Here is a 15,175-nt window from a genome sequence, read left to right as displayed (position 1 = left end):
GTCTTATCTGGCTCAAGTTAGCGAATCACGAGCCAGGCACCGCCACTTCATGTCATCGAAAAGCTTTCAGCATTCCCTGCGCCGCCTGTGGGCACTGGACAAGTTCAGTTACAGCGTGCGGGTATTTGTCGCCCTGACCGGCAGCATGGCTTTTTGCTGGTATCAGGATGAGATGTCACTGCTGATCCCGTTGTTTCTGGGGGTTATCGCCAGTGCGCTGTCTGAAACCGATGACAGCTGGCAAGGCCGTCTCAACGCCTTGCTGGTGACGCTGGTGTGTTTCACCGCCTCGGCCCTGAGTGTCGAGTTGCTTTTCCCCTACCCCTGGCTGATGGTCTGCGCGCTGGCCCTGGCCAGTTTCGGCCTGACCATGCTCGGCGCGCTGGGCGAGCGCTACGGGGCGATTGCTTCAGCCACACTGATTCTGGCCGTGTACACCATGATCGGCGTAGATCAGCGCGGCGGCGAAGTCACCAACTTCTGGCATGAACCCTTGCTGCTGGTGGCCGGTGCCGCCTGGTACGGGATACTGTCGGTGCTGTGGCAGGCGCTGTTTTCCAATCAGCCGGTGCAACAGAGCCTGGCCCGGTTGTTCTGGGAACTTGGCCTGTACCTGAAAATCAAGTCGGCGCTGTTCGAGCCGATCCGCAAACTGGACGTGGAAGCGGGACGGCTGGAACTGGCCCGGCAAAACGGCAGGGTGGTGGCGGCGCTGAACACCGCCAAGGAAATCATCCTGCACCGGGTCGGCAATACTCGGCCAGGTTCCAAACTCAGCCGCTACCTCAAGCTGTATTTCCTCGCCCAAGACATCCACGAACGTGCCAGCTCTTCACACTACCCGTACAACGCCCTGGCCGACGCCTTCTTCCACAGTGATGTGATGTTCCGCTGCCAACGTCTGCTGCGCCAGCAAGGCGTGGCCTGCCAGCGCCTGTCGGAGTCGATCAAGCTGCGCCAGCCATTCGTCTATGACGACAGCTTTGCCGAGGCTCTGGGAGACCTGCACGCCTCCCTCGAACACTTGCGCATCCAGAGCAACCCGGCCTGGCGCGGACTATTGCGTTCATTGCGGGCACTGGCCGCCAACCTCGGCACCCTCGACCGCCTGCTGAGCGATGCAAGCAACCCCGACACCCTGGCCGATGCCACCGATAGCAGCCTGCTCGACCGCTCGCCACGCAACCTCAAGGATGTCTGGTCACGCCTGCGCCAGCATCTGACACCTACCTCGCTGATCTTCCGCCACGCCTTGCGCCTGCCCCTGGCGCTGAGTATCGGTTTTGCGATGGTGCACTGGATTCACCCAAGCCAGGGCTACTGGATCATCCTCACCACGCTGTTCGTGTGCCAGCCAAGCTACGGCGCCACGCGGCGCAAGTTCAGCCAGCGGATTATCGGCACTGCCATCGGCCTGGCCGTGGGCTGGGCGTTGTTCGATCTGTTCCCCAACCCGCTGGTACAGTCGATGTTTGCCGTCGTGGCCGGGGTGGTGTTCTTTATCAACCGCACCACGCGCTACACCCTGAGCACGGCGGCCATCACCCTGATGATTCTGTTTTGCTTCAATCAGGTGGGCGATGGTTACGGACTGTTCCTGCCGCGCCTGTTCGACACCCTGGTGGGTAGCGTGATCGCGGCAGCGGCTGTGTTCCTGTTCTTGCCTGACTGGCAGGGTCGTCGCCTGAACCAGGTGCTGGCCAATACCCTGAGCTGCAACAGCCAGTACCTGCGCCAGATCATGCAGCAATATGCCCAGGGTAAAAGCGACAGCCTGGCCTATCGGTTGGCACGGCGTAACGCACATAACGCCGATGCGGCGCTGTCGACCACCCTGGCCAATATGCTGATGGAACCCGGGCATTTCCGTAAGGATGCAGACATGGGCTTCCGCTTTTTGGTGCTGTCCCACACTTTGCTCAGTTACCTCTCTGGCCTGGGCGCCCACCGCGACACCCAATTGCCTGCCGAAGTGCGCGAGCAGTTGATTGAAGGGGCCGGGGGCAAGATTGCCGACAGCATCGACCAGATTGCCCAGGGCCTGGCCACCAAGCAGGCGGTTGCAGTGCAAAGTGATGAGGAAGAGGCCCTGGCCGGCGAACTTGAACAAATGCCCGATGAAATAGATGAAAACCAGAGGCTGGTACAAACCCAACTGGCGCTGATTTGCCGCCAGCTCGGACCACTGCGCACCCTGGCCGCGCATTTGGTCAAGGCACCTTAGGCCTTGGCGCCAGTCGGCATCACGCCTACTATCGAGACATGAACTCGCCAACAAGGACAAGATCGTGACCACCGACTGGCTCTGCAAACACCACAACGACCTGGGCAAGGAACAGCTCTACGCAATCCTCGAATTGCGCTCAAAAGTATTTGTCGCCGAGCAGAAATGCGCCTATCAGGACGTCGACGGGCAAGACCTGACGGGCGATACGCTGCATGTGATGGGCTGGCAAGACGACCAGCTGGTGGCCTACGCCCGCATCCTCGACCCCGAGTCCCAGGGAGGTGACGTAGTGATCGGCCGCGTAATCGTTGCCGTCGAAGGCCGCGGGCAAAAGCTTGGGCATACCCTGCTTGAACAGGCCCTGAAAAATATCGAAGAGTACTGGGCGGGGCAGCCCGTATTCCTGTCCGCCCAAGCGCACCTGCAACCCTTTTACGAGCAACACGGGTTCAACACCCAGGGCGAGATCTACCTAGAAGACAACATCCCGCACATCGGCATGCGCCTGACATCTCAGGGGTAACCCAGCACCTGCTTGATCTGCACCAGATGCCCAGCGACCCAGTTTTTGTCCACCGGCCCCCAGTTGCGGATCAGGTAGCGTCCGGCATGGTTGCGGGCGCCATCCTGCTGTTCAAATTCGCAGATGATGTCCAGATCGGCCAGGGCAGCAATGGTGTCCTGGGCGGTACGACGCGGCATGCCGGTGACTTCGGTCAAGGCAGGCACGCTGCTGGCGATCTGGCTATCGATCAACCAGGCCACATACAAGCGCCGGTAAAAGCTGCTTTTGGTTTTGCTGACTTCCATTCAGAACTCCTGCCCGTCTTTACGGGTCCGCTCCCACACATAAAGTAAGTGTCAGGTTTTGCCCTGCATATCCCGCCACGTGAGGTACACCCGCAGGTCGAACTCCAGCTGGTGATAACCCGGCAACATGTGCTCACACAGCTTGTAGAACGCCTTGTTGTGGTCTGACTCTTTCAAGTGGGCCAGCTCGTGGACCACGATCATCTTCAAAAACTCGGGCGCCGCTTCCTTGAACAGCGAGGCCACGCGCAGTTCCTTTTTAGCCTTGAGCTTGCCGCCCTGAACCCGTGAAATAGCAGTATGCAAACCCAGCGCACGGTGGGTCAGGTCGAGCCGGTTATCAAACAGCACCTTGTCAAAGGATGGCGCATTGCGCAGGTATTCCTGTTTGAGCTCCTGAGCGTAGGCATACAGGGCCTTGTCGCTTTGCACGGCATGACGCTGTGGATAACGCTCGCTCAGGTAACTGCCCAGCTGGTTGCGCTCGATCAATTGGCGCACCTGCTCTTGCAAGGTCTGGGGGTAAGCCTGGAGGTATTTGAGCACAGTCATGGGGCGCCAACGCACAGCGTAAAAGTGCGCCAGTGTAGCGAATTCGATCCCCAGGCGCCCACGTCAGACTTTTACGCTGCCAAAAGGCAGACGCTTCCGAGAAAACACGATGCACACAAGCGCTGCTTGCGACCCGCAAACTCACAGGGCTATCTTCACCAGTCGCCGATGCTCCCCCGTGGAAGAAACATGAAAAAGCCGACGCCCGACGATCCCAAAGCCATTCACACTCCCCGGGATGATCATCAGCACGATGAAACCACCCGGCTTATTCTCGACGCCCTGCTTCAGGCCCCGCCCGTTTGCCTGGAAAACCTCAAACCCACCCGTGCACTAAGGGCAGGCAAGCAATCACCCTTTGCCGTGCTGCCTGATATCCGTGCAATCGAAGCGCTGTCCCATGTGTCGCTGATGCTCAAAAGCGCAGAAGAGGTCTCGGATGAAATCACCGCATACGCCAGCGGCATAGAGCGTGGGCTGGTGTGGTCGCTGGTGCATTCGGTGGAGATGTCCCGATCACTGGTGGACTCACTGCTCAGGGCCAATGGTGTTGATCCAGAGTTGCTAAAGGCACAACCGTCAAACTGGCCCTGCGCGAAGCAGGCTGGCAAGGGGGGGCTTTAATTCCTCCAAAAAAAAAACGCCCCGATCAGATCGAGGCGTTTTTTGGTCGGGCCGGTCAGGCGGCAATCGACAGTTTGAGCTTGTTCATCGCGCTTTTTTCCAGCTGACGAATCCGCTCGGCTGACACGTTGTACTTCTGCGCCAGGTCGTGCAGCGTGGCTTTTTCTTCAGCCAGCCAGCGCTGATACAGAATGTCACGGCTGCGGTCGTCCAGCACTTCCAGCGCTTCGTGAAGGTTGCTGGTGGAGTTGTCGGTCCAGTCAGCATCTTCCAGTTGGCGCGCCGGGTCATACCGGTGGTCTTCCAGGTAGTTGGCTGGCGACTGGAACGCACTGTCGTCGTCAGCTTCGGCTGCCGGGTCGAACGCCATATCATGACCGGTCAGGCGGCTTTCCATCTCGCGCACTTCGCGAGGCTCTACGCCGAGGCTTTCAGCCACACGATGCACTTCATCGTTGTTCAACCAGGCGAGACGTTTTTTCTGGCTGCGCAGGTTGAAGAACAATTTGCGCTGAGCCTTGGTGGTCGCGACTTTCACGATCCGCCAGTTGCGCAGGATAAATTCGTGGATCTCTGCCTTGATCCAGTGCACCGCAAAAGACACCAGACGCACACCCATTTCAGGGTTGAAGCGTTTGACCGCCTTCATCAGGCCGACGTTGCCTTCCTGGATCAGGTCAGCCTGAGCCAGGCCATAGCCCGAATAACTACGGGCAATGTGTACAACAAAACGCAGGTGGGCGAGCACCATCTGCCGAGCCGCCCCCAAATCCTGCTCATAATAGAGACTCTCGGCCAGTTCACGCTCCTGCTCCGGTGTCAGCAATGGAATGCTGTTCACCGTATTGACATAGGCCTCGAGGTTCGCACCAGGGACCAACGCATACGCAGGTTGCAAAGAAGTGGTCATACGAAAAAACCTCCGTCTCACATAACTCGTGCAGTTCAGCACTGCGAAAGTTGACCGGAAACCTGGAAAAAAGTTCCCAAAAAAAGCTGAAAAGGTCAACAGGCAAAAAGAAAACTATTTAGGCGAAAGCTCACGTAAGTGACGCGCAACTGCAATCCATGCACCGATATACCCTAACAGCACCGCGCCAAGCAAGAGAGACAGACCATCGGCTACCGGCACACCCGCCAAGGCAAAATTGCTGCCGTACAAGCCAGCCAGCCCCACCACCGCGTCGTTAAGCCAGTTCAGGCCGAATGCCAAAACGCCCCAGGATAAAACTCCCGCACCAAAGCCATAGAGCGCACCCATATAAAGAAAGGGCCTGCGCACATAGCTGTCAGTACCGCCGACCAGCTTGATGACTTCGATTTCGATGCGACGATTCTCGATATGCAAACGAATCGTATTACCGATAACCAGCAGCAAAGCTGAAACCAGCAACACCGTCAAGCCAAACACAAAACGGTCACCCAATTTCAGGATTGCCGCCAGACGTTCGACCCAGACTAGATCAAGTTGCGCCTGTTGCACCTTCGGCAACTGCGCAAGGCGTTCGCGAAGGGCTTCAAGCGTCGCTTTATCGACTTCTGCCGGGGTTACCAGGACCACACCGGGCAACGGGTTATCGGGCAACTCTTTAAGCGCTTCGCCCAGCCCTGACTGCTGCTGGAACTCTTCGAGTGCCTTTTCGCGGCTGATAAATTCCGCGTCAGCCACCCCTGCCATACCTTTTATCTGATCGCTGAGATTTTCACCCTGCTGGCTGCTGGCATCCATCTGCAGATACAGCGAAATCTGTGCTGCACGCTGCCAGGAACCACCCAGGCGCTCGACGTTGTTAAGCAACAACGACAGGCCCATCGGCAGACTCAAGGCAACCGCCATCACCAGGCAGGTAAAAAAGCTGCCAATCGGCTGCTTGCCAAGGCGCTTCAGGCTGTCGAGCAGACTGGCCCGGTGAGCCTCAACCCAGGCGTGAAACAACATGGCGAAGGTCGGGCCATCGTCATCATCGTGTTTTTTCTTCGGCGGCTGCGGGTCGGCAGCCTTTGGAGCTACGCGCTCGGATACTTTGGAACTGCGGGTGGCACTCATTGCGCGGCCTCCCCGTCACCGATCAGACGTCCGCGCTGCAAGGTCAGCATGCGATGGCGCATGCGTGCGATCAGCGCCAGGTCATGACTGGCAATCAGTACGCTGGTGCCCAAGCGGTTGATGTCTTCAAATACGCCCATGATTTCCGCCGCCAGACGCGGGTCGAGGTTACCGGTGGGTTCATCGGCCAGCAGCAAGGCCGGGCGATGCACGATGGCGCGGGCAATGCCTACACGCTGTTGCTGACCCGTGGATAAGTCACCCGGGTACAGGTCGGTCTTGTCCGACAGCGCTACGCGCTCCAGCGCCGAGTCGACACGCTTGGCGACTTCAGCCTTGGACAGGCCGAGAATTTGCAGCGGCAGGGCGACGTTGTTGAACACTGTGCGGTCAAACAGCAACTGGTGGTTCTGGAAAACCACACCGATCTGGCGACGTAAAAAAGGGATCTGCGCGTTGCTGATTTGCCCCAAGTCCTGCCCCGCCAGTAGCAATTTGCCGCTGGTCGGGCGTTCCATCGCCAGCAACAGGCGCAACAGCGTGCTTTTACCTGCGCCGGAGTGGCCGGTCACAAAAAGGAATTCGCCTCGACGGACCCGAAAGCTCAGCTCGTGCAGGCCCACGTGTCCATTTGGATAGCGCTTACCGACCTGCTCGAAACGAATCATGGACGCTCCCGCTCCGCAAACAGAGCCTGGACAAAGGGTTCGGACTCAAAATCACGCAAATCATCGATGCCTTCACCCACACCGATAAAGCGGATAGGAATATTGAATTGCTTGGCCAGGGCGAAAATCACCCCGCCTTTGGCCGTGCCATCGAGCTTGGTCAGCGCCAGACCCGTGAGGGCAACGGTCTGATCAAACTGCTTGGTCTGGTTGATAGCGTTCTGCCCGGTACCGGCATCGAGCACCAACAGCACTTCGTGGGGAGCGTCTTCGTCAAGCTTGCCCATGACCCGGCGAACTTTCTTGAGTTCTTCCATCAGGTTGTCTTTGGTATGCAGGCGACCGGCGGTATCGGCGATCAATACGTCGATGCCACGGGCCTTGGCAGCTTGCACAGCGTCAAAAATCACCGACGCCGAATCCGCGCCAGTGTGCTGGGCAATGACCGGGATATGGTTGCGCTCGCCCCACACTTGCAGCTGCTCGACGGCGGCCGCACGGAAGGTATCACCGGCAGCCAGCATGACTTTCTTGCCTTCAAGCTGCAGTTTTTTCGCCAGTTTGCCGATGGTGGTGGTTTTACCCGCGCCGTTGACGCCTACCACCAGAATCACGAATGGCTTGTTTTGCGATTCGATTTTCAGCGGTTGCTCCACCGGCTTGAGCATGGCCGCCAGCTCGTCCTGCAGCGACTTGTAGAGTGCATCGGCATCGGTCAGTTGCTTGCGCGCGACCTTCTGCGTCAGGTTCTTGATGATCACCGAGGTTGCTTCAACACCCACGTCGGCGGTCAACAGTCGGGTTTCGATCTCTTCGAGCAGATCGTCATCAATGGCTTTTTTGCCCAGAAACAGGCTGGCCATGCCTTCACCAATGCTGGCGCTGGTCTTGGACAAGCCTTGCTTGAGACGAGCGAAAAAGCCTGTTTTTTGCTCGGGGGGCGCAACTGGCGCGGGGGCCGGGGCCTCGACCAACGGGGCTGGGGCAGCCACCACAGGCGCAGGTGCAGGTGCAGGAGCGACTACAGGCGCGACGACGGCAACTGGCTCTGGCTCTGGCTCTGGCTCTGGCTCAACAACAGTCTCGACCACCGCAAGCGCTTCAACAACAGGCTCGGGCTCGGGGATCGGCGGCACGATATGCGGTGCCTGCACATCCTCGACAAGCGCCACCGGTTCTTCGGCGACAGGCAAGTGCGGCCACGGTGCCGGCTCGGGGGCCAATTCAACCGCAGGCTCGGCGGCAACCACGACCACTTCGGGCGCGGCCTCGACCCCCACCGGAGTGGCCTCAACCAGCGTCTCAGGGATGATTTCGGGCGCAGGCGCGGGTTGTTCCACGACGGTTTCCTGCGGCTTTCTGCGCAGCCATCCGAACAGGCCTTTTTTCTCGCCAGCCGCAGCTGGGGTCTTCTTGTCGTCGTTGGAACCAAACATGGAGGACGGCTATCTCATCGTAGCGACGCGCCACTGTGGCGCCCCGGCAAATAATATTCGGTGTGAAACAGACTGTAATTTTGTCAGCTTGTTCGCACGCAACTGTATTCAGAGGGTAAAACACACCTCGTAAACTTCGTCTTAACTCGGGTCTGTCACGGGAAAGTCGGCAAAAATGCGAAATTTACCGGTATACATCCACACTTCCAAGCGGGCTCCTATACTGCCCGATCAAACGTCGTCTGATCGTCAAAGGCCTGATAGGCGTGGCCGCCAGTAAAACGGATCAGTATCCTAGCACCTCCTCACCCGCAGACGCTAAGGCCGAGCGGGTAGCCCAACAGGTTAAAAAACGAATGAATCTAGCCCGCCGCGCTGCTGGCCTGTTGCTCAGCACAGTTTTATTACCGCTTTCGGCCCTGGCGGCCGAACCGCAGCCCACCCACGAGTTCCGCCTGGACAACGGCCTCAAGGTCATCGTGCGCGAAGACCATCGCGCCCCGGTGGTGGTCTCCCAGGTCTGGTACAAAGTGGGTTCCAGCTACGAAACCCCTGGCAAGACCGGCCTGTCCCACGCGCTTGAGCACATGATGTTCAAGGGCAGCAACAAGGTCGGTCCCGGCGAAGCCTCGTTGATCCTGCGCGACCTTGGCGCCCAGGAAAACGCCTTCACCAGCGACGACTACACCGCCTACTACCAGGTACTGGCCCGTGACCGCCTGGGCGTGGCCTTTGAGCTTGAGGCCGACCGCATGGCCAGCCTTCGCTTGCCGCCCGAAGAATTCAAGCGCGAGATCGAAGTCATCAAGGAAGAGCGCCGCCTGCGCACCGACGACCAGCCCATGAGCAAAGCCTACGAGCTGTTCAGCGCCATGGCCTTCCCTTCCAGCGGCTACCACACCCCGACCATCGGCTGGATGGTCGACCTGGAGCGCATGAGCGTTGGCGAACTGCGCGCATGGTATGAAGAGTGGTATGCCCCCAACAACGCCACTTTAGTGGTGGTCGGTGACGTCACCCCGGATGAAGTCAAAGCCCTGGCCCAGCGTTACTTTGGCAAGGTGCAAAAACGCGAGATACCTGTCGCCAAAATCCCGCTGGAACTGCCGACCCCTGGCGAACGTCTGCTCAAGATCCACGTCCAGACCCAACTGCCAAGCTTGATGCTGGGCTTTAACGTGCCCAGCGTTGCCACGGCCAAGGACCCGATCACCGCCAATGCCCTGCGCCTGATTTCCGCGCTGCTGGACGGCGGCTACAGCGCACGCATGCCGACGCAGCTCGAGCGGGGCGAAGAACTGGTCTCCGGTGCATCGTCCAGCTACAACGCCTTCACCCGTGGTGACAGCCTGTTCATGCTTTCGGCGATGCCCAACAGCCAGAAGAAAGTCACCATGGCCCAGGCCGAGGCAGGCTTGTGGCGCTTGCTCGATGACCTGAAAAAGACCCCGCCGACCACTGAAGAGCTTGAACGTGTGCGTGCCCAGGTAATTGCCGGACTGGTCTACGAGCGCGACTCGATCACCAGCCAGGCCACTTCGATCGGCCAGCTGGAAACCGTCGGCCTGTCGTGGAAGCTGATGGACTCCGAACTGGCCGACCTGCAAAAGGTCACCCCGGCCGATATCCAGCAGGCTGCCCGCACCTATTTCACTCGCGACCGTCTCAGCGTTGCCCATGTACTGCCCGAGGAGAAAACCCATGAGTGAGCGTAAAGGCCCCCGCTACGCCCTGCTTGGTCTGAGCGCCGCCATACTGGTGGGTGCACTCGGCTACTTTTTTACCAACCCGCAGCAATCGGTCGCCAGCCAGGCACTGGACCAGGCCAAGAGCGAGCACAAGCTCGAATCCCTGGCTGAGCTGGACGGCAAGGCGCCCAGCCACCGTGCGCTGAACGTGCAAACCTGGAAAACCGCCGAAGGCTCCAAAGTGCTGTTCGTCGAAGCACGGCAATTGCCGATGTTCGACCTGCGCCTGACCTTCGCCGCTGGCAGCAGCCAGGACGAAAACACCCCGGGCCTGGCCCTGCTGACCAACGCCATGCTCAACGAAGGTGTAGCGGGTAAAGATGTGGGCGCCATCGCCCAGGGCTTTGAAGGCCTGGGCGCGGACTTCGGCAATGGCGCATATCGCGACATGGCCGTGGCCTCGCTGCGCAGCCTGAGCGATGTAGATAAACGCACACCTGCGCTCAACCTGTTCGCCGAGGTGGTGGGCAAACCCACCTTCCCGGCCGACTCCCTGGCGCGGATCAAGAACCAGTTGCTCGCCAGCTTCGAGTTTCAGAAACAAAACCCCGGCAAACTGGCCAGCGACGAACTGTTCAAGCGCCTGTACGGTAACCACCCGTATGCCCACGCCAGTGATGGCAATGCCCAAAGCATCGCCTCGATCACCATTGACCAGCTCAAGGCCTTTCACAACAAGGCCTACACCGCAGGCAACGCCGTGATTGCGATTGTTGGCGACCTGTCGCGTGCCGAAGCCGAAGCCATTGCAGCCCAGGTATCTGCCGCACTGCCCAAAGGCCCTGCAGTGGCCAAGACCGTGCAACCAAGCGAGCCCAAGGCTGGCCAAACCCATATCGAGTTCCCGTCCAAACAAACCCACCTGCTGCTGTCGCAGCTGGGCATTGACCGTGACGATCCCGACTATGCCGCACTGGCATTGGGCAACAGCATTCTGGGCGGTGGCGGTTTCGGTACGCGCCTGATGACCGAAGTGCGTGAAAAGCGCGGCCTGACCTACGGCGTGTACTCCGGCTTCAGCCCGATGCAGGCTCGCGGCCCGTTCATGATCAACCTGCAAACCCGCGCCGAACTGAGCGAAGGTACGCTCAAACTGGTGCAAGACATTTTGGCCGACTACCTGAAAAATGGTCCGACGCAAAAAGAACTCGACGATGCCAAGCGTGAACTGGCTGGCAGCTTCCCGCTGTCCACGGCCAGCAACGCCGCCATCGTCGGCCAACTTGGCGCAATGGGCTTTTATGATTTGCCCCTGGATTACCTGGAAACCTTCATGCAGAAGTCCCAGGACCTGACCACCGAACAGGTCAAGGACGCCATGAACAAGCACCTGAGCGCCGACAAAATGGTCGTAGTGACCGCCGGCCCGACCGTGCCGCAAAAACCACTGCCACCTCCTACCGACAAACCTTCAGAGCAACCTCTTGGGGTTCCGGAGCATTAATGGCAAAGCCAAAAAACACATCGCACTCAGGTGCTGGTCAGTTACGCATCATTGGCGGGGAATGGCGCAGCCGCAAGCTGGACTTCCCCCATGTAGAGGGCCTGCGCCCGACGCCAGATCGCGTGCGTGAAACCCTGTTCAACTGGTTGGCCCCCTATATCGGCGGCGCCAGGGTACTGGACGTTTTCGCCGGCAGCGGCGCACTGTTCCTTGAAGCCATGTCCCGCGGCGCAGCCAAGGGCGTGGCACTGGACAGCAACCGCGATGCGATCTCCAACATCCGCGAGAACATGGGCATTCTGCGCTGCACTGTCGGCGAAGTTCAGCAGACTGACGCCCTGCGTTATCTGGACACCACGCCAAGCACAACCTTTGATGTGGTATTCCTCGACCCGCCGTTCAACAAGGACCTGCTCAAACCTGCTTGTGATCTGCTCGAGCAACGCGGCTGGCTGGCTGAAGACGCCTGGGTTTACACCGAAAGCGAGTTGCGCCCGTCAGAGCTGGGCTTGCCTGCCAACTGGCGCCTGCACCGCGAGCAAAAAGCCGGCGGCGTGAACTACGCCCTGTGGCAACGCGAAGCCACTCAAGCCTGACGAACCTGTAGTCGCTGCCGCAGGCTGCGATCAAGCCCGGAGGGGTCGCTTTTTCAAAAGCGAAGGCCCTTCGGTCCTTATCGCAGCCTGCGGCAGCGGCTACAGATTTTTGCGGTACAAGGTATCTATGTACCGCCCGCCTCTCCCCTCTCAAGCCCAATCTGTTCTGACGATAAACAGTCAGGACACCCACCATGAAACACCCCCTTGCCGGGCTGGCTCTCGGCTTTATGTTGCAACCGCTGATGGCCCTGGCCAGCAGCCAACCCTCCACTCAACATTTCACCCTGGATAACGGCCTCAAGGTTATCGTTCACGAAGACCACCGTGCAGCCGTGGTTCACTCACAGCTCTGGTATAGGGTCGGCTCAAGCTATGAGCCCCCAGGCCAATCCGGGTTGTCCCACGCCCTTGAACACATGATTTTCAAAGGCAGCAGCAAACTATGTCCGGCCGAGTCAGACCACATCTTTCAAAGCCTGGGCGCAACGGACAATGCGGCGACGCAAAATGACGCCACCATTTTCTTTCAAACCCTGCCCCCCCATGCCCTGGCAGTCGCACTTGAAGTGATGGCAGACCAGATGAGCACTGCACACCTGTCCGCTGCTCATTGGGCCGGTGAGCGCGAAGTCATCAAAAGCGAACGCAGCGAAAGCGTCGACAACGACCCCCATCAGCGCGCACTTGAACTGCCACGCCGCCTGGCATTCCTGACCAGCGCTTCCGGCAGCCCGGTCATCGGCTGGATGCACGACCTCGAACGCATGCACATCGATGAACTCAAGCACTGGTATAGAAGCTGGTATGCGCCCAATAACGCCACCCTGATCATCGTCGGCGATATCGACACCGAGCAGGTCAAGGCCCTGGCCACACGCTACTTCGGCCCGATTGCCTCACGCAAGCTACCTGTGATCAAGGCCCCGCTCGAACTGGCAGCTCCCGGTGAGCGCACCATGACTCAGTACATCGATCATCAAATCCCGAACCTGAGCATGACGTTCAACGTGCCAAGCCTGCACACCCAGACCGACCCGCGTTCAGCTCCAGCACTGGAGCTGCTCAGCGAGTTGCTCGGTGGCGGCGACAGTTCAGAACTCAAAAGCAGATTGTGGCGCGGCGAGGAATTGCTGATCAGCGTCGGCTCACATTACAGCAGCATCAGCCGCGGTGATGAGCTGTTCAGCATCGACGCCACCCTCAACCTTAAAAAGATGAAACCGCTGAGCGAGGTTCAAGAACGGATTTGGGCCGTGATCGACTCAGTGAAAAAAACACCCCCCTCCGGCAGTGACCTTGAACGCGCCCGTACGCGGATCATTGCACGGCATGTTTTCAGCCGTGATGACCTGCAAAGCCTGGCTCTGTATCTCGGTGAACTGGACATTGCGGGCTTGTCGCCAGAGGACGACGAAAAGCGCATGCAGATATTGGCGAAAATCACCCCTGAAGATATCCAGCTCGCCGCTCAAACTTTCCTGACCCACGACCGCTTGACCCTCAGCTATGTACTGCCCAAGGAGGCGCGCCATGAATAAGCCTCACGCAATCGCAGCCAGCCGCGCCTTGCGCGTCGCTACGCTGCTGTTCACCCTTGCCTGTGTCTGCGTGCAAGCCCGAGCACAAGAACCACAAGCACGACTGCAATCGCTGCTTGAGTTGAGCACTGCCGTGCCTGCCACCCGCCTGCCGACAATCAAGGCCTGGAAACTGAGCCAAAACACCAAAGTCCTGTTTGTCGAAAGCCACACCTTGCCCATGATCGATGTGCAAATCACCTTTGCCGCGGGCAGCAATCAGGATGGCGATACACCCGGCCTGGCAGCGACTGTACTGAGCCTGTTTAACGAAGGCTCGACGCTCAAGGACGCCAACGCACTGGCCAAAGGGTTTGATAGCCTGGGCGTGGATCTGGGTAACGGTATCGATAAAGAGCGGAGTTTCTTCACCCTGCGCAGCTTGAGCGCCCCGCACATCCGCGAACCCGCCATGCAGTTGTTCACCGAGATGCTCGCCCAACCGGGCTTTACCGTCGAAGGCCAGCGACGGGTCAAAAACGAACTGTTCACCAAACTCAAAATAAACCACGAAGACCCACACGCTCTTGCACGGATGCAGATCTACAACGAACTCTATCCGGGGCAACCTTACACCCGCTCCGACTTCGGCTCGGTCGAGAGCCTGGAGCGCATAGATGAATCACACCTAAGGGCCTTTTACCGTCGCGCCTACACTGCTGCCAACGCACAGATCGTGATCGTCGGCGACCTGACCCTGCAACAGGCGCAGAGCCTCAGCCGCTCACTGGCCAATGCCTTGCCCGCCGGACCAGCACTCGCTGAAAGACACTCGGTGCCTGCCCCGCTGCCCCATGGCAAAACCCTGCATATCGAAGATGAAGCAACCCATACCGTACTGATGCTGGCACAGAATGCCTTGCCCAATCAGCACCCTGACGGGGTAGCGATCCGGGCCGGGCATATTATTTTCAGCCATATCCTCAACAGGCAGTTAAGGGAGGAGCGCAGCATTACCTATGGCGTGCTATCGCAAATTCCCCATGCGCAGGGACCAACCCCCTGGATCATCAGCCTCAATACCCCCTCGCGCTACAGCCAAAGCGCCCTGGTTCATATCAAAGCCCTGTTTGCCCAGTACCTGCAGGACGGACCCAGCGAAACCGAACTGGACGACATCAAGCAGTTCCTGATGCGGGCGCTGCCACAGCTCACGGCCAGCAACCTGGATATGCGCAACGAACTGTCCATCATCAACCGCTTTAACCAGCCCCTGGCCTTCAACTACAAGATCCAACAGATTCAAGCCTTGACCAGTGAGCAGATCAAAGCGGCGATGAACCGTCACTTCACGGCTGACGGCTGGGTCGGCGTAACCGTCGGCCCCAGTGTTGCTCAACTGCCCCTGCCCAAGGTGATGGTGCCAGAAACGACGATGGCACAAAGTTGTATGCCTGCCATCAGATAACCCCGGCACCCGCACGCAACACTTGGGTGTCGGGC

At 59.0% G+C, this 15,175-nt stretch carries 14 protein-coding genes; 8 read left to right on the top strand and 6 right to left on the bottom strand.

Annotation, left to right across the window (positions count from 1 at the left end):
* Window positions 1-49: 49 nt before the first annotated feature.
* Both yccS and V6L81_RS04570 read left to right on the top strand, forming a co-directional pair.
* The gene (gene yccS / locus V6L81_RS04575) at window positions 50-2,224 is read left to right on the top strand and encodes a YccS family putative transporter (RefSeq protein WP_094999803.1); all 2,175 of its coding nucleotides are present in this window, start codon (window positions 50-52) and stop codon (window positions 2,222-2,224) included.
* A gap of 64 nt (window positions 2,225-2,288) precedes the next feature.
* Entirely contained in the window at window positions 2,289-2,750 is a 462-nt protein-coding gene (locus V6L81_RS04570) for a GNAT family N-acetyltransferase (protein WP_094999802.1), read from the top strand.
* Here V6L81_RS04570 and V6L81_RS04565 read toward each other — a convergent pair.
* On the bottom strand, window positions 2,741-3,037 hold the full coding sequence (locus tag V6L81_RS04565) for a helix-turn-helix domain-containing protein (protein WP_094999801.1): 297 nt from the start codon (window positions 3,035-3,037) through the stop codon (window positions 2,741-2,743). The two genes, V6L81_RS04570 and V6L81_RS04565, sit on opposite strands and share 10 nt — an antisense overlap.
* Window positions 3,038-3,088: 51 nt before the next feature.
* Window positions 3,089-3,589 (bottom strand): YgjP-like metallopeptidase domain-containing protein, encoded by a 501-nt coding sequence (locus tag V6L81_RS04560; protein ID WP_095017827.1) that lies wholly within the window; start codon window positions 3,587-3,589, stop codon window positions 3,089-3,091.
* Window positions 3,590-3,778: 189 nt separating this feature from the next.
* Between V6L81_RS04560 and V6L81_RS04555 the strand changes: the two genes are divergently transcribed.
* On the top strand, window positions 3,779-4,213 hold the full coding sequence (locus V6L81_RS04555) for a hypothetical protein (RefSeq protein ID WP_094999799.1): 435 nt from the start codon (window positions 3,779-3,781) through the stop codon (window positions 4,211-4,213).
* Between the two features lie 55 nt (window positions 4,214-4,268).
* Here V6L81_RS04555 and rpoH read toward each other — a convergent pair whose 3' ends face one another.
* From rpoH to ftsY, 4 genes are all read right to left on the bottom strand, one after another.
* A complete protein-coding gene (gene rpoH / locus V6L81_RS04550) occupies window positions 4,269-5,123 on the bottom strand; it encodes an RNA polymerase sigma factor RpoH (RefSeq protein ID WP_004419731.1) in 855 nt (284 codons plus the stop codon).
* A 114-nt stretch (window positions 5,124-5,237) separates the two neighbouring features.
* Window positions 5,238-6,260 (bottom strand): permease-like cell division protein FtsX, encoded by a 1,023-nt coding sequence (gene ftsX / locus V6L81_RS04545; protein WP_094999798.1) that lies wholly within the window; start codon window positions 6,258-6,260, stop codon window positions 5,238-5,240.
* Window positions 6,257-6,928 carry a cell division ATP-binding protein FtsE gene (gene ftsE, locus V6L81_RS04540; protein ID WP_016782600.1) on the bottom strand — a complete coding sequence of 224 codons (672 nt, stop codon included), beginning with the start codon at window positions 6,926-6,928 and terminating at the stop codon, window positions 6,257-6,259. Before ftsE ends, ftsX begins: the two co-directional genes overlap by 4 nt.
* Entirely contained in the window at window positions 6,925-8,364 is a 1,440-nt protein-coding gene (ftsY, locus tag V6L81_RS04535) for a signal recognition particle-docking protein FtsY (protein WP_338660506.1), read from the bottom strand. The genes ftsE and ftsY overlap by 4 nt, the downstream gene beginning before the upstream one ends.
* A gap of 356 nt (window positions 8,365-8,720) precedes the next feature.
* Here ftsY and V6L81_RS04530 point away from each other — a divergent pair, with 356 nt between their 5' ends.
* The 5 genes from V6L81_RS04530 (at window position 8,721) to V6L81_RS04510 (ending at window position 15,140) form a co-directional block, all read left to right on the top strand.
* Window positions 8,721-10,073, top strand: coding sequence for a pitrilysin family protein (locus V6L81_RS04530; protein WP_094999796.1), 1,353 nt, complete (start codon window positions 8,721-8,723; stop codon window positions 10,071-10,073).
* Entirely contained in the window at window positions 10,066-11,556 is a 1,491-nt protein-coding gene (locus V6L81_RS04525) for a pitrilysin family protein (RefSeq protein WP_094999795.1), read from the top strand. The genes V6L81_RS04530 and V6L81_RS04525 overlap by 8 nt, the downstream gene beginning before the upstream one ends.
* A complete protein-coding gene (gene rsmD / locus V6L81_RS04520) occupies window positions 11,556-12,152 on the top strand; it encodes a 16S rRNA (guanine(966)-N(2))-methyltransferase RsmD (RefSeq protein WP_094999794.1) in 597 nt (198 codons plus the stop codon). Before V6L81_RS04525 ends, rsmD begins: the two co-directional genes overlap by 1 nt.
* A 194-nt stretch (window positions 12,153-12,346) precedes the next feature.
* Window positions 12,347-13,693, top strand: coding sequence for a pitrilysin family protein (locus tag V6L81_RS04515; protein WP_094999793.1), 1,347 nt, complete (start codon window positions 12,347-12,349; stop codon window positions 13,691-13,693).
* Window positions 13,686-15,140 carry a pitrilysin family protein gene (locus V6L81_RS04510; RefSeq protein WP_338660505.1) on the top strand — a complete coding sequence of 485 codons (1,455 nt, stop codon included), beginning with the start codon at window positions 13,686-13,688 and terminating at the stop codon, window positions 15,138-15,140. Before V6L81_RS04515 ends, V6L81_RS04510 begins: the two co-directional genes overlap by 8 nt.
* The last annotated feature ends 35 nt before the right edge of the window (window positions 15,141-15,175 follow it).

Origin of the sequence: Pseudomonas bubulae, assembly GCF_037023725.1 — a bacterium.
In the GTDB taxonomy this organism is placed as follows: domain Bacteria; phylum Pseudomonadota; class Gammaproteobacteria; order Pseudomonadales; family Pseudomonadaceae; genus Aquipseudomonas; species Aquipseudomonas bubulae.
This window is presented reverse-complemented; position numbering and strand designations above follow the sequence as displayed.